The sequence below is a fragment of the Desnuesiella massiliensis genome (genome assembly GCF_001403615.1).
GTDB classification, from domain to species: domain Bacteria; phylum Bacillota; class Clostridia; order Clostridiales; family Clostridiaceae; genus Desnuesiella; species Desnuesiella massiliensis.
Window position 1 is genome coordinate 1,000,762 of sequence record NZ_LN879456.1, and the last position, 19,286, is coordinate 1,020,047.

17 protein-coding genes and 1 other RNA gene are annotated in these 19,286 nt (G+C 30.6%); 3 read left to right on the forward strand and 15 right to left on the reverse strand.

Annotation, left to right across the window (positions count from 1 at the left end):
* Positions 1–6: 6 nt before the first annotated feature.
* The 6 genes from BN2665_RS15630 to hflX all read right to left on the reverse strand — a co-directional run bounded on the left by BN2665_RS15630 (position 7) and on the right by hflX (position 6,253).
* On the reverse strand, positions 7–747 hold the full coding sequence (locus BN2665_RS15630) for a YebC/PmpR family DNA-binding transcriptional regulator (RefSeq protein WP_055668025.1): 741 nt from the start codon (positions 745–747) through the stop codon (positions 7–9).
* Positions 748–835: 88 nt separating this feature from the next.
* On the reverse strand, positions 836–1,483 hold the full coding sequence (locus tag BN2665_RS15635) for a YigZ family protein (RefSeq protein ID WP_055668026.1): 648 nt from the start codon (positions 1,481–1,483) through the stop codon (positions 836–838).
* Positions 1,484–1,511: 28 nt separating this feature from the next.
* Positions 1,512–2,921, reverse strand: coding sequence for a MocR-like pyridoxine biosynthesis transcription factor PdxR (gene pdxR / locus BN2665_RS15640; protein ID WP_055668027.1), 1,410 nt, complete (start codon positions 2,919–2,921; stop codon positions 1,512–1,514).
* 48 nt (positions 2,922–2,969) lie between these two features.
* Positions 2,970–3,866, reverse strand: coding sequence for a nucleotidyltransferase domain-containing protein (locus tag BN2665_RS15645; protein ID WP_055668028.1), 897 nt, complete (start codon positions 3,864–3,866; stop codon positions 2,970–2,972).
* A 168-nt stretch (positions 3,867–4,034) separates the two neighbouring features.
* On the reverse strand, positions 4,035–4,256 hold the full coding sequence (locus BN2665_RS15650) for a hypothetical protein (RefSeq protein WP_055668029.1): 222 nt from the start codon (positions 4,254–4,256) through the stop codon (positions 4,035–4,037).
* Positions 4,257–4,468: 212 nt separating this feature from the next.
* Positions 4,469–6,253, reverse strand: a complete 1,785-nt coding sequence (hflX, locus tag BN2665_RS15655; RefSeq protein ID WP_055668030.1) for a GTPase HflX — start codon at positions 6,251–6,253, stop codon at positions 4,469–4,471.
* A 131-nt stretch (positions 6,254–6,384) separates the two neighbouring features.
* Between hflX and hpt the strand changes: the two genes are divergently transcribed.
* Entirely contained in the window at positions 6,385–6,909 is a 525-nt protein-coding gene (gene hpt / locus BN2665_RS15660; RefSeq protein WP_055668031.1) for a hypoxanthine phosphoribosyltransferase, read from the forward strand.
* Between the two features lie 58 nt (positions 6,910–6,967).
* Here the strand turns inward: hpt and yunB are convergent, their stop codons facing one another.
* Positions 6,968–7,621 (reverse strand): sporulation protein YunB, encoded by a 654-nt coding sequence (gene yunB, locus BN2665_RS15665; RefSeq protein ID WP_278335899.1) that lies wholly within the window; start codon positions 7,619–7,621, stop codon positions 6,968–6,970.
* Between the two features lie 137 nt (positions 7,622–7,758).
* On the opposite strand from yunB, the gene BN2665_RS15670 reads away from it, so the two are divergent.
* Positions 7,759–10,194 (forward strand): transglycosylase domain-containing protein, encoded by a 2,436-nt coding sequence (locus BN2665_RS15670; protein WP_055668033.1) that lies wholly within the window; start codon positions 7,759–7,761, stop codon positions 10,192–10,194.
* A gap of 34 nt (positions 10,195–10,228) precedes the next feature.
* Here the strand turns inward: BN2665_RS15670 and dcd are convergent, their stop codons facing one another.
* From dcd to BN2665_RS15705, 8 genes are all read right to left on the reverse strand, one after another.
* Positions 10,229–10,747, reverse strand: coding sequence for a dCTP deaminase (dcd, locus tag BN2665_RS15675; RefSeq protein ID WP_055668034.1), 519 nt, complete (start codon positions 10,745–10,747; stop codon positions 10,229–10,231).
* A 160-nt stretch (positions 10,748–10,907) separates the two neighbouring features.
* An RNA gene (rnpB, locus tag BN2665_RS17580) (RNase P RNA component class A) lies at positions 10,908–11,277 on the reverse strand.
* 65 nt (positions 11,278–11,342) lie between these two features.
* Positions 11,343–12,155, reverse strand: a complete 813-nt coding sequence (locus BN2665_RS15680) for a Nif3-like dinuclear metal center hexameric protein (protein WP_055668035.1) — start codon at positions 12,153–12,155, stop codon at positions 11,343–11,345.
* Entirely contained in the window at positions 12,146–12,850 is a 705-nt protein-coding gene (locus tag BN2665_RS15685; RefSeq protein ID WP_055668036.1) for a tRNA (adenine(22)-N(1))-methyltransferase, read from the reverse strand. The genes BN2665_RS15680 and BN2665_RS15685 overlap by 10 nt, the downstream gene beginning before the upstream one ends.
* A gap of 8 nt (positions 12,851–12,858) precedes the next feature.
* On the reverse strand, positions 12,859–13,746 hold the full coding sequence (locus BN2665_RS15690) for a PH domain-containing protein (RefSeq protein ID WP_055668037.1): 888 nt from the start codon (positions 13,744–13,746) through the stop codon (positions 12,859–12,861).
* Positions 13,747–13,832: 86 nt separating this feature from the next.
* Complete coding sequence (rpoD, locus tag BN2665_RS15695) at positions 13,833–14,921, reverse strand: RNA polymerase sigma factor RpoD (RefSeq protein ID WP_055668038.1); 1,089 nt, start codon at positions 14,919–14,921, stop codon at positions 13,833–13,835.
* 5 nt (positions 14,922–14,926) lie between these two features.
* Positions 14,927–16,690 carry a DNA primase gene (gene dnaG / locus BN2665_RS15700; RefSeq protein WP_055668039.1) on the reverse strand — a complete coding sequence of 588 codons (1,764 nt, stop codon included), beginning with the start codon at positions 16,688–16,690 and terminating at the stop codon, positions 14,927–14,929.
* 287 nt (positions 16,691–16,977) lie between these two features.
* A complete protein-coding gene (locus BN2665_RS15705; protein ID WP_055668040.1) occupies positions 16,978–18,006 on the reverse strand; it encodes a deoxyguanosinetriphosphate triphosphohydrolase in 1,029 nt (342 codons plus the stop codon).
* Positions 18,007–18,166: 160 nt separating this feature from the next.
* Between BN2665_RS15705 and BN2665_RS15710 the strand changes: the two genes are divergently transcribed.
* Complete coding sequence (locus BN2665_RS15710) at positions 18,167–19,234, forward strand: CotS family spore coat protein (protein ID WP_055668041.1); 1,068 nt, start codon at positions 18,167–18,169, stop codon at positions 19,232–19,234.
* Positions 19,235–19,286 lie beyond the last annotated feature (52 nt).

The window sequence follows — 19,286 nt, forward strand, 5'->3', positions numbered from 1 at the left end:
TACGCCTTACTCATCCCAACCTTCTGGGAATTCAGCATTATGGTATACCTCTTGCACATCGTCATCATCTTCTAAGGCATCTAGCATCTTTTGGAACTTAGTAGCTGTTTCTTCATCTATTGCAGTATATGTATCAGGTATCCTCTTTAATTCTGCTTCAAGAAATTCCAATCCATTAGACTCTAAAGCTTCTCTTACAGTACCAAAATCTTCAGGTAAAGTAGTTATAACATAAACTTCATCTTCTGAGAAAAAATCCTCTGCTCCAGACTCAAGGGCCATCATCATCAATTCATCTTCATCTATGTTATCATTTTTTTCTACTACTAATTGTCCTTTCCCTTGGAACATAAAAGAAACGCAACCTGTAGAACCCATGTTTCCACCATGTTTCGTAAACGCATGTCTAACATTACCTGCGCTTCTGTTCTTGTTATCTGTAAGCACCTCAACTATCACTGCAATTCCTGCTGGACCATATCCTTCATAAACTATTTCTTCATAGTTTACTCCGTCCATTTCTCCAGCACCCTTCTTAATAGCTCTCGTAATAGTATCTTGAGGCATATTATTAGCCTTAGCTTTCGCTATTACATCTCTTAATTTTGAATTAGTTTCTGGATTAGATCCTCCATTTTTTGCTGATACAGCTAATTCCTTTCCTATTTTAGTAAATATCTTTCCTCTTTTAGCATCTACCTTGCTTTTTTTAGCTTGTATATTATGCCACTTTGAGTGTCCTGACATAAAATTTCCTCCTAACTTTCGATTAAAGTTTACTTTACAAAAAGTTCTAAAATATTATAACATACAAATTTAAATATATTCAATATAGTTATATCTCTTCAAAAAGCTCATAGCCTTGTTTAAAGTAAATACCTTCTTTTTCTACGAAATATTCCACTTTACCGTTAGTACTTTCTATAATCTCTGCAATGACTTCCTGTGATATAGAAATTTCACTGATAATACATAATGTAACTTTATCAGTATATTCCATATCTGTAACGAACCAATTATTTTGTCCACACAAATACTGAACCTTACCTAATAAGTCATAGTCAAGGGTTATTTTCAGCTTAACTCCCTTTACCTTTTCTACTATACCTGCATCTTTTATGGCTAAGCTAGCTCCTTTAGAATAGGCCCTAGTTAAGCCACCTGTACCTAAAAGTATGCCTCCAAAATATCTCGTTACCACTACCACACAATCTGTAATGCCATTTTTTTTAATTACCTCTAATACTGGAATTCCGCCAGTTCCTTGAGGTTCCCCATCATCACTATATCTTTGAATTCCTAAATTTTCTCCTATTACGTAAGCATATACATTATGCCTAGCTTCTTTATGCATGGATTTAACTTCATTTATAAAATTTCTTGCCTCCTCCTCTGTGGAGACTCTTTTACAATTACCTATGAATAAGGATCTTTTTTCTTCAAATTCTCCTCTTCCTTCTTTTTTAATAGTTATGTAACTCATAGTTCTTCCTTTCTAAAACTTACGAATTTTAAAGATGCATAAATATGGATTCTAATATTTTGATTCCCTTTTCAATATAGATTTCATTAGTTTGAGAAAAGCCTATTCTAAAATATTTATCTCCCTCCAAAGGGTTCTTGAAAAAAATTGTTCCTGGGGTTATAAGCAAGTTTTTATCTTTAGCCTTTAAAAAAAGTTCTCTACAGTTTAAATTTTCCTTATCATTAATCTTTAGAAAAAAATTAAGTCCCCCTCCCGGGCTTTTAAAACTTGTAAAATAGTTTAATTTGTTTTTTAATAACCTCTCCATAATAAAGTATCTGTGCTTATATTCCTCATTAAGTAGAGCTATATGCTTATCCCAATAGCCTTTTCTAATATAAAGATCTAAAGCTCTTTGCATCAAGCTAGAGGTAGAGATATCAGTATTTACTTTAGAACTTTGGATAGATTCCTTAAATTTTTCAGGGTAAATCATATATCCTATTCTTATGCCTGGTAAAAATATTTTAGAGAAGCTTTTAATGTAGATTACCCTATTATTTTGATCTAAACTTCTAAAACTGCTATATTTTATATTTTCATCAAAAATCAATTCCGATAAATAATCATCTTCTATGATAAAAAAATTATACTTATTAGCTAGTTCTAATAATTTTATTTTTTTTTCTAAACTGTAACTGAGTCCTGTAGGGTTTTGAAAGTAACTCATAGTGTAAAAACACTTAATTTTATTTTTTTTAAGTATTTTTTCAAATTTTTCTAAATCCACCCCATCTTCTAACATCTCTACTTCAAAAATATTTGCTCTTCTCCAATTGAATACAGTTAAAGCTCCGCTATAAGTTGGTTTTTCTATTATTACGTTATCATTTACATTTATCAAAGCCTTTGAAACTATATCAATACCTTGTTGTGCCCCAGAAACTATTAATATATCTTCATCATTTAAGGTATCGCTCCAAAATACACTATTTATTGATTGTCTTAGCCCTGAATAACCTAGAATATCTTGATATACTAATGCTTCTGCTCCATCTCTGTCCAAGACTTCATTTAACACAGCCTTAAATTGTTCTACAGGGAAATAAACACTGCTAGCACTTTCTCCGCTAAAATCAATTATGTCTTTTAAACTCCCTGCAGAAGCTTTTTTAAAAGTATCTGCATATTCTCTTTTAAACTTTCTTATTGGCTCCTTTCTCTTTGCATAGGTACCGCTGCCCATTTTTAAATAAGCATATCCTTCCTGCTGAAGCTTCTTGTATGCATTAACAATAGTAACATTATTAACTTCTATAAATGAAGCTAATTCCCTGATAGAAGGTAATTTTTCACCATCCTTAATCACATCTTCATCAATAAGATTTTTTATATGTCTTTCTAGCTGAATATATTTAGGAATTTCTTCTTTAAAACTTATACTATATTTTTTCATAGCATACTACCCCTTAAAAAACAAAATACCCTAAATAGGGTATCTTATTTATATAAAATAAACATTTTCTTTTATTATGCTCTTTCCTTCTTCTATTCTATATTCCCTGCTCTCTTTTTTTATTATATTCCTTTTCCAAAGCTCATTCAATATATCTTCAATTTCTATATCAAAATTTTCAAATAATCTATCGCTTTTTATATCTTCTGCGCTTAGAAATTTATCCTTATCCTTCATAAATTCAATTAGCACGTTAGTTGAAAGCTTAATAAGTTTCTCAACGCCCTTTTGTAAAAATTCTATAGTAGCCTCAATAGTTTCCTTTATATTAGCTTTTTCAAAAAATAGGTTATCTACTACATCTTTAAAGGAATCATTTAAGTTCATAGCCATAGGCACCGCATCCTTACTTATCATATAACCAGAGCAATTAACATAAAGTCTTGCATAGTCTTCTAGTGCTTTAATAACCATAGTATATGCAGTGTATATACCGTCGTTAGATAGATATTTTTTGCATATGCCTATACTTTTTATAACGCTTCCAAGATAAACCATATTCCATCTTTCTTTATCAATATCTGGATAATATCTTCCATTATTATACCTATTGGTCACTTCCATATCTTTTGAAAAAACTAATCTCGAAGAAGCAAAAATCCTATGTATAAATCCGCCCCTTAAATCGCTTTCGTGCAGTTGAAGAAATTTCTCCTTATTCATAAGTTTTATATGAACAGGTACATCCTTTTCTTCTGTGAATATGTTTCTTATTTTATTAGATTTGCTATTTACTATTACAAATAGGTCTATATCCGACTCATCCCAGAGATCTCCTGTTACCATACTTCCAAAAACCATCACAGCTAAAACGGAATCATTAGATTTTAAGTTGTCAATCATAGTATTAAAAGCCTTTTGATATTGAGCAATTGTTCTTTCCATTCTACCCCCCACCTTCTAAAGTAATAATTTATTTATAAGCCTTATACAAATCTTAAAATATATTATATAATAATATATTCATTTAGTACAACATATTATTATTAATTTATTCATAAATCAATAATATTTTTGACTAATTAAAAATATTATACAGGAAACCTTTACAAATTACATATTAACCTCTTTAAAATTTACTTTTTTTGTAAAATCGCAATTCCTACATTTATATAAATGACAACAATACCCATTTCTATTTTCTATGGGCATATCTGCACTATAAGGATCTAAGTATTGCTCAATTCTTCCGAAATCCTCCATGTGCCTATGACATTTTTCACAAATAAATTCCTTATTAATTATTTCATTGCATAAGGGACATACTTTATCCATAGCTTTTTACCACCTTTCAAAAATATTTATTCTGTGCTAGTAGATCTTCTTCTTATTATTTCTATATATTTATCTTATAATTCTTATTGAAAACTAAAAAGCCTTAAATAACTTATCCAGGTATATAAAAAATGCTTAATAATTTATATTAAGCATTTTTTAAGTTATATCTTTAAAATTTATTGACACCTTTTAAATAAATACTAGGCCTCTTAGAATATATAATTTTCAATTTTATTATATACCTCATCATCTACTTCTGTTTTTAAGAAAGTTCCCATATCTCTATATTCCTCTTCTAGAACATTACTATTCCTATGGAGGAAAGCTACTAGTTGTTGTTCATTATAAGGTATTAATACCTCAATAATTCTTACCTTATTAGGCAGTGCTTTTGATATGGTCATAAGCAATTCGTCTAGATTTTCTCCCAATTTAGCAGAAATATTAACAATATTGCTTGATTCATAAATTGCATTTAGTCTCTTTAAGGTTTCCTCATCTATTTTGTCTATTTTATTAAATACCAATAATGTATACTTATCTTTAGCTCCAAGTTCAGATAAAACTTCCTCTACCGCTTGAATTTGTTCGTGAACATTTGGTGAAGATGAATCTACTACATGAACAAGTATATCAGAATATATAACCTCTTCTAAAGTAGACTTGAAGGCTTCTACTAATTCATGAGGGAGCTTCCTAACAAACCCTACAGTATCTGTAAGTGTAATATTTCTATTATCCGGTAACGTTACTGCTCTTGTGGTAGTATCTAAGGTGGCAAATAGCATATCTGCCTCAAAAACCTTATCCTTTTGCATTAAATCCCTAGATACTGCTACCTCACATACCTTGTTACGTAAGGTTGATTTGCCCGCATTTGTATATCCTACTAAAGATACTTGAGGTATGTTTTGTTTAGTTCTTCTCTCTCTTTGAGTTTCTCTGGTTCTTTTAATCTTATCTAACTCACTTGACAAATCATATATTCTTTCCTTAATATGCCTTCTGTCTGTTTCTAATTTCTTTTCTCCTGGCCCTCTCGTTCCGATACCTCCTCCAGTTCTTGAAAGTACGGCTCCAAGGCCTGAAAGCCTGTTAAGCCTATATTTTAGTTGAGCTAACTCTACTTGAATCCTAGCTTCTCTAGTTTTAGCTCTCCTAGAGAATATTTCAAGTATCAATGTGGTCCTATCTATAACCTTTACTCCTGTAGCTTCCTCTAAATTTCTTACCTGAGAACCAGATAATTCATCATCAAAGATTATTATGTCTGCTCTATAGGCTTGACATAAAGAAGCAATTTCTTCAACTTTCCCACTACCAATAAAATAGGCGGCATCGATTTTGTTTCTATTTTGGAAAACCTTAAACAATACGGGAATATCACAGGCTTTGGTAAGCTCTTCTAGCTCATCTAAACTCTCTTCCGTATCTGCTCCAACTAAAATAGCCTTTTCTCCCTGTTCTTCTTCAATAAAGTTCTGGCTTATTATCTGTTCTATATGATGAACCTTATCTAAAAAATTAAGGCTCATCATCTCTTCTATATTCATAGGCTTTGTGTTCTCATAGGTTAAGTTATTATCATAAATATCACAAAAACCCATGCTTACATCGATAATATTTCCTTCCATCACCCCTATAGCTACTACACAATCAAGCTTTAATTTAATTAAAGCTGAATTATCTAAAGCTGAAAGCTTTGAATTTCCATTGGGATGAGTATGAATAATTCTTACGCCCGATAGTTTCTTTTCTTTAATATCAACCATTGGCATCTCTACTGATGTACTATCCCCTATGGCTACACTTATTATATTTCCTTTTCTATCTATAGCTACACTTACTTCTCTTTCCAATGAATTGCTTATATTTACTATAGTATCTAGAATTTTTTCATCTAAAATCAAATACTTAGGTAGTTTTATTTCATACAATTCTTCTAATTGCTTTAAAAAGTTCTTTTTAACACCTTCGATATTACCATATATCAAATCTATACACCCCTTACAAGATCAAAGTATATTTAATTATTATTCTAAACTCCCTATCTATATATACTTGACAACTTTCATATAATTTTATACTATAAAACCAATATTGTAAATAAGGTTGGAGGCGTACAATGGAGGATAAAAAGCGTAATATACTAATAAGTGAAGAACAAATCGTTCAGAGAATAATTAAAGTAGGTGCTGAGATTTCTAAGGACTATGAAGGCAAAAATCTATATGTGCTATCTCTTTTAAGAGGAAGCTTTATTTTTGCAGCAGACTTAGTTAGAAAAATAGATGCCCCTGTAAAAATTGGTTTTATGACAACTTCAAGTTATGGTCATGGAGAAGAGACTTCTGGAATAGTTAAAGTAATTAATGATATTCCAGACCATATAAAAGGATATGATGTTTTAATAGTTGATGATATTGTAGATTCCGGAATAACAATGCAATTTGTAATAAATCATGTGAAAAAACTAGGAGCAAATTCAGTAAAATCCTGCGTATTATTAGATAAACCTGAAAGAAGAAAAGTAGATTTAAAACCTGATTATTGTTGTTTTGAAATTGAAGATGTATTTGTAGTAGGATATGGATTGAATTACGGAGATTATTACAGAAATATACCTTATGTATTTAATTGGGAAAGTTAATAGTATTTATACTTGAAGGAAGGTGCTAGCAAGCACCTTTTTTGATTTTTCACTATTTTTAATTAGGTATTATATTTTTGATTTTATCAAAGTTAAAATCTGCTAGAGTATTAGGAACCTTGCCCATTATTATAGTCTCGCATACTGGAATTTCATTTTTAACCTCAATATCATGACTATCCAAGGGTATAGTCACCCTGATTTTAGTCTTTACCATAATGTATATTTTATGTCTGATCTGGTTTATGCCTGCACTTTCAAAGTCTGATGAATACATAGTTTCAATATGTCCAATTGGTTGCATTTTAATTTTTACCCTAGGGCCTATATCTGCTAATATATTATTCTTAAACATATGGCCTAAGGGAACTTCTATACCTATGGTACCCAGATTTTTTAAATCTTGTTGAGATTTTAATGCTACCTTTGCTGCAATAAGGTTTAATTTTATAGTATCAGCCTTAAGCAAAGTTATATTTCCTTCTTCATCCTTCTCAAGCTTTATAAAGTCTTCATAATTAAATTCTTTTGAATATATTTCCATTATATTTTGGTTAATTATTTCTATAGCCTTCGATCTCATCTCCGCATCAGAAACCACTATAACTGTAGGCATAATTATTTTATCAAAAGCATATATAAATATATTTAATAGAATCATGATCAATACCAGAATTATTAAAAATCTTTTTTTATAGTTCTTTTTTCTCAAAATCTTCCTCACCCCATTAAATACATATTTATAGTGCAATCATTTAATAATATGCTATAATATGATATAATATTTTTTAAATTACTTTTGAAATAAAAGTTTGTTTATTATATTTATTTTTCTTACAGGAGGAATCTATGGTTCAACATAATAAAAAGAGTAAAAAGAAGAAGAAAACTAAGGTTTTTAAAACCATACTCATTGTTTTGTTATTTTTATTTTTGATATCAGGGATTACATTAGCTGGGATTACACTAGCTATAATAAAGACTGCCCCAGATTTAGATGTAAACTCTATACTTTCCCTTAATCAGCAATCTGCAATTTACAGTGACAGCAAGGAATTTATAGACGATGTAATAACTCGAGAAAAAAGATATATTGTTTCAATTAAAAATGGTGATATACCAAAGGATTTACAAAATGCTTTCGTAAGCATAGAGGATGAAAGATTCCCTACCCATAATGGTATAGACTTTAAAAGAATACTAGGAGCAGTATATATAGATGTTAAGAATGTAATAACCAAGAAAAATGGACTCCATGGAGCGTCAACTATAACTCAGCAATTATTAAAAAATACACTGCTTACTCCGGAAGTTTCTATTAAGAGAAAAGTTCAAGAGATGTACTTAGCTATGCAATTAGAAAAGAAATTAAATAAGGATCAAATACTTGAGGCTTATATGAATACAATTTTCCTAGGTGGTAATTCCTACGGTGTAGAAGCTGCTTCCTATCAGTACTTTGGAGTGTCAGCAAAGCAGTTAAGCTTAATTCAATGTGCTTTCTTGGCTGGTGCACCACAAAGTCCATCTAGTTATTATCAGTATTCTGTAATTTCAAAAAAGAATCCTTCCATTTACCTTAATAGAACGAAAACTGTTCTATCAAAAATGCTAGAGAATGGCTATATCGATCAGGCCAGATATGATAAGGCTATTGAGGATGTAGATAAAGGTGAACTGAAATTTACACCTCAGAAGACAAACAATAAATATAATTATGAGTGGTTTTCTAGACTAGTGGTAGATAAGGTTATGGAGGATTTAAAAAAGCAATATAAATATTCAGACAGTGAAGTATCCAGATTAGTAATGAATGGTGGATTAAAAATATATACCACCATGGATAAAAGTGTGCAAGATAATGCTCAAGAGGTTTTAAATAATGCCTCAAAATATATAAACATTAAAGAATATGTAGATAAAGATGGAGTAATCCAGCCTCAGATGTCTGCAGTGGTTATGGATTATCATACAGGACAAGTTAAAGCTATCATAGGAGGTAGAGGTAATCAAAAGCCCTATTCTTATAATAGAGCTGCCTCAAACAATTTTTTAAGATCTACAGGTTCTGCTATAAAGCCTCTTACGGTTTACGGACCTGCTATAGACTTAAAATTAGCTACTGCTGGAACAGTGGTAGAAGATTCACCGCTACCAGAGGGTATTTCTAAAAAGTATGCTGGTTATAATCCTAAAAATGAGACTAATGATTTTAAAGGATATGTAACTTTAAGAGAAGCATTAATGAAGTCTATAAACCTTGTATCCGTAAAGCTTGAAGATCAGATTGGAATAAAAAACGGCATAGCTTACGGAGAGAAATTTGGTTTAAAGTTTAATAAAAATTCCAAAACTAGTATCGCTACCTTAGCCCTAGGCCAATTCAATAATGATCCAAAGGATTTAGATGGTTCAAATCCTTTATATATGGCAGCAGCCTATGGAACCTTTGGAAATAATGGTATGTATACCGATCCTATACTATATACCAAGGTAGTTGATAGAACTGGTAAAGTTATTCTTGAAAATAAAGTAACTCAGAAAAAGATATTATCTCCTCAAAGCGCTTATATAATGTATGACCTTTTAAAGGGACCTGTAATTGGGTATAGCTCAGCCCCAGCTAAATTTGGTGATATGCCTGTGGCAGGTAAAACTGGAACTACTAATGATAATCAGGATTTTTGGTTTTCTGGTTTAACTCCTTATTTATCCTGTGCTATTTGGGTAGGAAATGACTTACCTTCCGAAGTAAAAGGACGAAATGGCGAAAGACTTGGTAGTGGTATGACTGTTACCCCACTATGGTCTAAAATTATGGCAAAGGCCCATGAAGGATTAGCTGTAAAAGATATTCCTATGCCTCAAGGCATACAAAAGGTCGCTATATGCATAGATTCTGGTAAAATAGCTACGGAATTATGTGCTAAGGATCCAAGAGGAAGCAGAGTAAGAGAAGAAATGTTTATTGATGGCACTGCTCCTACAGCGCTTTGTGATACTCATGTGGAAGTAAAAATAAATAAATCAAATGGTAAAATAGCTACACAAAATACTCCTCCAGAGCTTATTGAAACAAGAGTTTTCATTAAAAGGGATTATGTTCCTGGCGTAAATTTAGCTGATCAAAAATATGTAGCACCTAAGGATTTAGATGATACAGTGCCAGTTAAGAAGCCAGACATCAAACCACCTGGAGACGATAAAAATCCTGGAGGAAATAAAGATCCTGAAGACGATAAAGACTTAGAAAATCCCGGTAATGATACTACTGGAAGAAGATAATAAAGAGATGTCTCGTTTATGAGACATCTCTTTATTATTTAAAATCTTTAAACAACAGACTAGGTTGAATGTCATTATTGTTTTGATATTTTCCGCTAGAATACTTCTCATACTGTCCTTCTATGCTATGATAATATACTTGGCATATTTCAACTTCTGCATAAATTCTTATAGGCTGAATACAAAATATCTCTAGAGTCCAATAGCCTGAAAAACCTACATCTCCAAAGCCTGCAGTAACATGTATAAAAAGCCCTAATCTCCCTACCGAAGATCGTCCTTCTAACATAGGCACTAAGTTCTCAGTCTTAGTATATTCCATGGTTCTGCCTAAGTACAGTTTATTAGGCTCTAACACTATTCCTTCAGGAGGTATAATAATCTTTCTTGCCTTGTTTTCTTTCTTCATGTCTAGCTCAGTATTTTCGTAAACTAGCAGTTCATTGTGTAACCTTAAATTATAACTATTAGGGTTTAGCTGAGATTTATTGTAAGGTTCAATGAATATATCCTTCCCTAACCTATTTTCTATTTCTAAACCTGATAATATCATAACTACTCCTCCTTATAATGATTTCTATATGAATTATAATATCACTACTATTAATAATAAACTATAACTAAATTTTAAAAATAATGTGGCAAGCGAAACGTCCCTTTGCCACAATTCTTTAAATAAAAAACACCCACTAAAAGTGAGTGCTTAATTCTATGGTACGAGCAAGTCTGTAAGCCGAGTTCTGTATTTGACAATCATCTATCTAGGCCTATTGTTACCAATAGACTCCAGCGACACACCCGAAGACGGAGCGGGCAGCTCCATTTGTCTTCCTATTCGGTCTTGCTCCAGGTGGGGTTTACATAGCCGCAAAGTCGCCAATGCGCTGGTGAGCTCTTACCTCCCCTTTCCATCCTTACCAGATAGTTAAACTATACTCAGCTTCCTGAGAAGCTTCTGGCGGTATATCTCTGTTGCACTTTCCTTAGAGTCACCTCCACTGGGGGTTACCCAGCACCCTGCCCTATGGAGCTCGGACTTTCCTCTCCTGAAATAAATTCAGCAGCGATTGTCTGGCTTACTCGCAAAATATATATTATCACATAAATATATTAAATGCAAATAAAACTTAAGGAATAAACTCCAATTTTTACTTTATCTCATAAGGATCCTCACATTTTAAAGAATACTCTAGCTTTATTAAAGATTTTTTTTGTTCTAAGTACTTTTCTAAATTTCTAGCTAAAAGTTTAAATACTGGCCATTCTGAATTAAAATGCCCTATATCAATAATAGTCATTCCCATTTCTCTATAGTCGCTGACATAATGATAAGTGGTATCTCCTGTAATAACACATTCTACTCCTTGTTTTTTACACATTTCAAAATAATCTTGTCCACTACCATTAATTATAGCAATACTTTTAAAAGATTCTTTAGAGCCTTTAGATATTCTTAAAAACTTAAGATTTAACTTCTCCTTAATCCTTTGGCATAATTCTTCGAGTTTTATCTCATAATCCAATTCTATTATTCTTCCTATACCTGAATTTTCCTTAAAGGCAGGTAATTTGCTTTTCTCTAGTATCTTAAAGCTATCAAAGCCCAATAGTTTTAATATAGTATCATTCATCCCTCCCCCTACAGAATCTAAATTAGTATGGCTACTATATAAATTAATATTATTTTTTATTAATTCTATTATTTTTTTACCTTGCAAATTCTCTGTAGTTACTACTGAAGGTTTCTTAAATAACAGAGGATGGTGAGTTAAAATTAAATTTAATCCCTTATCTTTAGCTTCCTCTATGACTTCTAAAGTACAATCCAAAGCTACAAGAATTCCTTTAATTTCATCCTCGGGGTTACCTACCATAAGTCCCACATTATCATAGGATTCCTTTAACTCTAAAGGAGCTAATTGTTCCATAAAATTAGCTATATCTCTTACTGTTAAAGACATTTTAATCTCTCCTTTAACTGAGTTATTTTATTTTCTATCTCACTCTTTCTCATACTTGCATTCTCACTAGGTTCCTTTATATAGGACAGTATATCCATGTATTTATTAATTTTATATTCAATAAAATTTCTAATAAGAGGATGTTTTTTTCTGCAAAGCAGTGGACTTATTTCATAATCCATTTCCTTATCTATTTCCTTTAAATCCTCACGCTTCAAATTGCCATGTCTAACTTTAATTATTTCATAATATTTATCCTCTTCATAACATAACTCTTCATCTATAATAGCATAACCTTGCTCATATAAAAATTTTCTAAGCACTTCTGGATTTTGCACTGGCTGCAGTATAGAGTATTCTAATTTATCAAATATTTCTTTGTCATCAAGGATTATATCCCTAATTAAATTCCCTCCCATACCAGCTATAATAGCACAATTAACTTCATTAGACTTTACTACAGATAATCCTGATCCTTTTCTACACTCTATCCTGTCCTTAAAACCTTCATAAAGTATATTTTGTTTAGCTTTATCTAAAGGGCCTTTATTGATGTCAGAGGCTATTACAAAGCTACATAAATTATTTTTAATTAAATATATAGGAATATACCCATGATCTGTTCCTACATCTATGGCTTTATCGCATTTGTCAAATAGTTCTGCAATTTTACTTAATCTTATACTTAATTCCATAATATCTCCTATGTAAATTGAATTAATATGTTAAATTGAATTAGTAAAAAAACAAAAGAAATTAGTAATGAAATGTAAATATACTTGTACGCAGATCGCTTATCATATTTAGCATGAAAATAAGAAGTATAATACATGCAAAATAAAATTACCATATTTAATACACCATAAACCATCTGTCTAAAGGCAAATTGTCTTCCTGTACCATATTCAACAGGATAAAATTGTTGATTAAAGCTTAAAGGCATCTTGCTAGGTAACTTTTGGGTTAAATATAGAGCAAAAGGATTTATAGTGATAAACAAAATTATTAAAGTCACTATAATAAAAGGAATAAAAAACCTTTTATCTTTATGCAGCTCTATATCTTTATTGATTTTGAAATCAAAGTCTCCTAAAGATATATTTTTTTGTTTTAGTAAATTTTCTACGGCATCAAAATCCTCAGGGGATATGCCATAGCTAATTTCCTCTGTTTTTATATATAATGTCCTAGAAGAATTGGTTACAAACATACTGGTTAGCCCTATCTTATCAACTATAGTTTTCCCAAAGGCAAACTTGTTATTTCCTATACCTGAAAGCTTTACACCTTTGATTATGCCTTGTTTTACTGAATAAGCCTTTATATCTTTAAAATTAATAGTTGTATTTCTTAATTTTAAAGCACATTTGATTTTAATTTGCTCTTCTGTTATATAGTAATTTGTTGTTAGAGCCAAAATTAAATAGTATACGCAATATATGGTATAGCAAATCATAAATACTCTTAATAAATTTACTATAATGTAGGAACTAGTAAAGGGTGCAATAATCGCAGCAGTTAAATTTCCTATTAGCAATACTCCTAAAATGTAGTAACAGGCATAACTCTGCTTTGGCTTATAGACCTCCATAAAATCACCTCTTGCCTGTAATTATAGCATATCCATTTAAATTTTTAAATATTGGAAATGCTAAAAATAAAAGCACCGATTAGGTGCTAATCTAAATAATCCTTTAACTTTTTACTTCTGCTTGGATGTCTTAGCTTTCTTAAGGCTTTAGCCTCAATTTGTCTTATTCTTTCTCTAGTTACATTAAATTCCTTGCCTACTTCTTCAAGGGTTCTTGCTCTTCCATCATCCAATCCAAATCTTAACCTTAATACCTTCTCCTCTCTAGGAGTTAATGTATCAAGTACATTTATTAATTGCTCTTTTAACATAGTAAAAGCTGCTGCCTCCGCTGGAGCGGGAGCTTCATCATCAGGAATAAAATCTCCAAGATGGCTATCTTCCTCTTCTCCTATAGGAGTCTCTAAAGATACAGGTTCTTGAGCTATTTTCATAATCTCTCTTACCTTATCCTCTGGCATATCCATTATCTTTGCAATTTCTTCTGGTAATGGCTCTCTACCAAGTTCTTGAAGTAACTGCCTTGATACCCTTATTAGTTTATTAATGGTTTCTACCATATGTACAGGTATTCTTATGGTTCTTGCTTGGTCTGCAATAGCTCTTGTAATTGCCTGCCTAATCCACCAAGTTGCATAGGTACTAAACTTATATCCCTTCCTGTAGTCAAATTTTTCTACAGCTTTAATAAGTCCAAGATTACCTTCTTGAATAAGATCTAAGAATAGCATTCCTCTTCCCACGTATCTTTTGGCTATGCTCACCACTAGTCTTAAATTGGCTTCTGCTAATTTCTTTTTAGCTGCTTGATCTCCATCTTCTATCTTCTGAGCAAGCTGTATTTCTTCATCTGAAGAAAGTAGAGGAACTTTTCCTATTTCCTTTAAATACATTCTAACAGGATCATCTATAGCAATTCCTTCAGGTATGGATAAATCTAAATCTTCGCCTACATCAGTCATTTCATCTTGTATATCACCAATTACATCAATGCCCATAGTTTCTAATACTTCATAAATTTTTTCTATCTGCTCTGGACTCAAATCTATTTCATCTAATTCATCCATTATCTCTTTATAGGTCAATGTGCCACTTTTTTTGCCTTTTTCTATAAGTCTTTTCACTAAGGCCATCTTAGTTCCCTTATCTTTCATGTTCTTTCCTCCTTCTGTCATACCCCTTAACACCTCCCTATTTCTTTTTGAAGTTCAATTAGTCTTTGAGCCCATTTTACTGATTCTTCAATCATACCTTTAGTTTCATATTCCTTAATTTTCTGCATAATTTCTTTTTTCGACTCCTCTAACCTATATTTTTTTATGTTATTCAAATAATCCTTTATAAGCTTTTGTTTATCAACTTCTTCATCTAATAGTTCTAATTCAATTATACTAATCCATTCCTTTGAGCTTTCTACATCATCACATCTTGCTTCTATATATTTATATATATCTTCACTGACCTTATCTCTATATTCTATAATTAAATCATATATTTTCTTATGAGAATCTAATATAAAATCATCTTTATTAACATTTTTACTTACCAGATTAGAATCCTCTTTACTCAGCATTAATTTTAATATGCTTCTTTCTGATTTCAAATATGCTGGTTCCACATATAATTTCACATTATAACTCTCTTCATTTTTTATCATTCCATTATTAACTGAAATTTTATTAATTTCATTATTTAGCAAATCATAGAGAGCTTGTTCTTTTACCCCTGTATCTTCAGATATCTTTTTTATATAAACATCCTTTTCTACTGAATCCAAACTTTTCAGTATTTCTGTTACTTCTTTTGTATATTTTATTAACATCTCTCCATTATTAAAGTCTATTCCTTGCTTTGCTCTGGTTAATCTATAATCAATCAATGGTAATGCTTTATCTATTAAATTGATAAAAGCTTCTTTTCCATTGCTTCTTATGTATTCATCTGGATCCTTTCCTTGAGGCACTGTTAAAACTCTCACATCAAAACCTGTGTTTTTAAGTATTTCTAATCCTCTTATAGTGGCCATTTGTCCAGCTAGATCAGCATCATAAGAAATAATGACCTTATCTGCATATCGCTTTAAAAGCTTTGCTTGGTTTACAGTAAGTGCTGTGCCTAGTGAGGCTACAACATTAGTAATACCATATTGATGAAGAGATATGCAATCCATATAACCTTCTACTATGATAAAAGTTCTAGTATTTGAGTTTTTAATTGCAAAATTTAATCCATATAAATTAGTTCCTTTTGAAAAAATCAATGTCTCAGGAGAATTTAAATACTTAGGTTTTGAATCATCCAGTACTCTTCCACCGAAACCTATTACCTTGCCTTTATAATCAAACACAGGAAAAATAATTCTATTTCTAAACCTATCATAGAATCCACCTTTTTCTTTTTTAATTATAAGTCCTGCATCAAATATATCTTGCTCTTTATACCCTCTAATTCTCAGAAATTTTAATAAGCTATCCCAACTATTTAAAGAAAATCCTAACCCAAACTTTCTAATAGTAGTTTCTGATATGCCTCTTCTAACAACATATTCCTTAGCATATTTTTGCTTCTGCAAATTATTAAAGAAATATCGAGCACTCTCTATACTGACTTCATATAGACGACTCTTTCTATCTTTTCGTGGATCTTTATTTTCTAAATCAACATTTATATTAATTCTTTCTCCTAGATACTTAATACTTTCAATGTAGGATAAGTTTCTATACTTCATGATGAAAGTTACTACATTTCCCGTTTCTCCACATCCAAAGCATTTATATATCTGTTTATCGCTTGATACACTAAAGGAAGGTGACTTTTCATTGTGAAAAGGACAAAGCCCTAAATAATTTCTCCCAGAACGTTTTAACTTAATGTTTTCTGATATAACATCAACTATATCATTTTCATCTTTAATTTTTTCTATTAGTTCTTCTGGTATTCTCAATGAGCTTTCCCACCCATCTATTAAATAAATAAATCCAAATTTGGTTTAAAATCGAAATTTACTTACTTATAGTTATTTTTTCAACAAGAAATAATATATTCGACACAAATCATTATTTTCCTTCTTTATTTTAAAATTTTTTAACAAATAAATCTATAATTCTATTCAAAACTATATATTCTTTATAAATTGAAAAATTCCTTCATAAAATATATTTTTATTAATTTTTTATTTAGCCTCTCAAGTATTAGTTTATCCCTAATACCCTTAGTTTTATTCCTTTTATCTTAATATATTACAAACTTTGGCACGTATATTTTATTAAATAAAACAAGACAATAATCATCACTCATTCCTGCAATATAATCCGTTACCCCTCTATGAATACCTTCTTGTTCTACTATTTTCTTATATATATCTGGCATTTCTTCATAATGCTTTAAAAAGTATTCATATACTTGAGAAAGCACAAATTTAGCCTTGTCTCTTTCTACTCTTAGTATAGGCCCTAAATAAATTTTTTTAAACATAAAACTTCTTAAATCGCCAATAGCTTCCCCAATATGCTTACTCAAAGCTACTTCAAAAACTCCTTTTTCCAAATTAGCTAAGGTTGTATATATACAATCTTTAACTAAGGTATCAATTCTTTCACCATGAGTTTTACCTAAAGAATATAATAGCTCCATAGGAATATCTTCTTCCCTAAGTAATCCTGCCCTTATAGAATCATCAATATCATGATTTACATAAGCAATTTTATCGCTATATCTAACCACTTGACCTTCTAAGGTCATAGCTTTATGATTATTGTTAGAAAAACCACTATGATGCAGTATTCCATCCAACACCTCTTTTGTTAAATTAAGCCCATCTCCATTTCTTTCTATATATTTTAATACTCTCACACTATGTTCATTATGCTTAAAGCCACCAGGTAGGAGTTCATTCAAAACCTCTTCTCCATTATGAGCAAAGGCCACATGGCCTATATCATGACCTAGCGCTATAGCTTCTAATAGATCCTCATTGAGTCCTATGCCTTTCCCAATGGTTTTAGCCACTTGAGCTACCTCTAAGGTATGAGTCAATCTTGTTCTATAATGATCTCCAGAAGTCTTTATATATACTTGAGTTTTATGCTTTAATCTTCTAAAAGCTTTACTATGAATTATTCTATCTCTGTCAATCATATAACATGTCCTGACTTCATCTAATAATTCTTCTTTATCTCTTCCCTTAGTATTTTTTGATAATGCAGCCCCACTTATTAGAATTTTACCTTCATTGTTTTCAATCTTCTCTCTTATATTCATGGAACTCACCTCTCTGCTATATAAATTCTATATTAATAATAAAAAATCCTCTATGAGCAATAATAACATCATTTTATTTTTAAATTATTTGCAATAAATATGTATATTAATCTAAGATTTTTAATATTCTATAATAAAGTCTTTAATAAGGAGTGTTATTATGCCTTCCGTGGCTCAAAAATATGATAATTATGATTTATTTTTAGAAGATAATATAAAAAAATTAATATTACCCTATTACAATTTGCAAAACTCTAGTGTTACACAAATAAAATTTAAAGATACAGAAAAGCAAAGAGCTGTTTATAAGATTGAATCTTCTAAAGGAACATTTTGTTTAAAGAAAGTATATTTTAATGCTAAAGAGTTGCTCTTTGTATATTCTGCCATAGAATGGTTATACAGAAATAATATTAATGTACCAAGATTGCTACCCACAGTCAGCGGCAGCAGGTTTGTGGAGATAAATAATATGCTATTTATTCTCACTCCTTGGATTGATGGAGAAAAATGTAATTATGATAATATTAATAATATTATAGATTCTGCTACTAACTTAGCCCATATGCATATTTCCACTAAAAGATTTATTCCTATTGAAGGTAGCTCCAAAAGATATGGTTTAGAAAATATTCATACATCAACGCAAAAGCATTTTGAGCAATTGCTTACCTCTTCAAATATGGCCTTCATATACAAAGATAAATTTTCTAAAACCTTTCTACAAAATTTTGATACTAATATATACTTAGCAAAACTATCTCTCCAAGTTTCTTCTAGCATAAATATGAATAATTTAAAAGTGTCGCTTTGCCACGGAGATTATGTAAATAAAAATATTATATTTGAAAAAGATAATAAACTATGGGTTATTGACTTTGATAAATGCAAAATGGATTACTGCGTTCATGATATTTCTTATTTTTTAAGAAGATTGTTAAAGAGAGATAATACAAAATGGGATTTAGAAATCGCTATAAATTCCCTAAATTCATATCATAGTATACATCCACTTTCTTTAGATGAATACAAATATATATTAGTTTATTTAGCTTTTCCTCAAAAATATTGGAAGCTTTCAAGAGACTATTATAACAACATAAAGAAATGCAATAAGAATTCCTTTTGCAAACTTTTGGATAAAGCGGTTTCAAAAAATGACTATCAGAAAGAATTTATTAATGCATTTAAAGACTATATTCAAAATAAGTTTAAGGCTCAGTTATAAGTTAATATGTCACTTGCTTAACCAGGTAGCATATTTAAAATAAAAGTCACCA

Excerpts from the sequence above, each read along its gene's own strand:
- BN2665_RS15630 (WP_055668025.1), bottom strand. The coding sequence starts at position 747 with ATGTCAGGACACTCAAAGTGGCATAATATACAAGCTAAAAAAAGCAAG.
- BN2665_RS15635 (WP_055668026.1), bottom strand. The coding sequence starts at position 1,483 with ATGAGTTACATAACTATTAAAAAAGAAGGAAGAGGAGAATTTGAAGAA.
- pdxR (WP_055668027.1), bottom strand. The coding sequence starts at position 2,921 with ATGAAAAAATATAGTATAAGTTTTAAAGAAGAAATTCCTAAATATATT.
- BN2665_RS15645 (WP_055668028.1), bottom strand. The coding sequence starts at position 3,866 with ATGGAAAGAACAATTGCTCAATATCAAAAGGCTTTTAATACTATGATT.
- BN2665_RS15650 (WP_055668029.1), bottom strand. The coding sequence starts at position 4,256 with ATGGATAAAGTATGTCCCTTATGCAATGAAATAATTAATAAGGAATTT.
- hpt (WP_055668031.1), top strand. The coding sequence starts at position 6,385 with ATGGAGGATAAAAAGCGTAATATACTAATAAGTGAAGAACAAATCGTT.
- BN2665_RS15670 (WP_055668033.1), top strand. The coding sequence starts at position 7,759 with ATGGTTCAACATAATAAAAAGAGTAAAAAGAAGAAGAAAACTAAGGTT.
- dcd (WP_055668034.1), bottom strand. The coding sequence starts at position 10,747 with ATGATATTATCAGGTTTAGAAATAGAAAATAGGTTAGGGAAGGATATA.
- BN2665_RS15680 (WP_055668035.1), bottom strand. The coding sequence starts at position 12,155 with ATGTCTTTAACAGTAAGAGATATAGCTAATTTTATGGAACAATTAGCT.
- BN2665_RS15685 (WP_055668036.1), bottom strand. The coding sequence starts at position 12,850 with ATGGAATTAAGTATAAGATTAAGTAAAATTGCAGAACTATTTGACAAA.
- BN2665_RS15690 (WP_055668037.1), bottom strand. The coding sequence starts at position 13,746 with ATGGAGGTCTATAAGCCAAAGCAGAGTTATGCCTGTTACTACATTTTA.
- rpoD (WP_055668038.1), bottom strand. The coding sequence starts at position 14,921 with ATGACAGAAGGAGGAAAGAACATGAAAGATAAGGGAACTAAGATGGCC.
- BN2665_RS15705 (WP_055668040.1), bottom strand. The coding sequence starts at position 18,006 with ATGAATATAAGAGAGAAGATTGAAAACAATGAAGGTAAAATTCTAATA.
- BN2665_RS15710 (WP_055668041.1), top strand. The coding sequence starts at position 18,167 with ATGCCTTCCGTGGCTCAAAAATATGATAATTATGATTTATTTTTAGAA.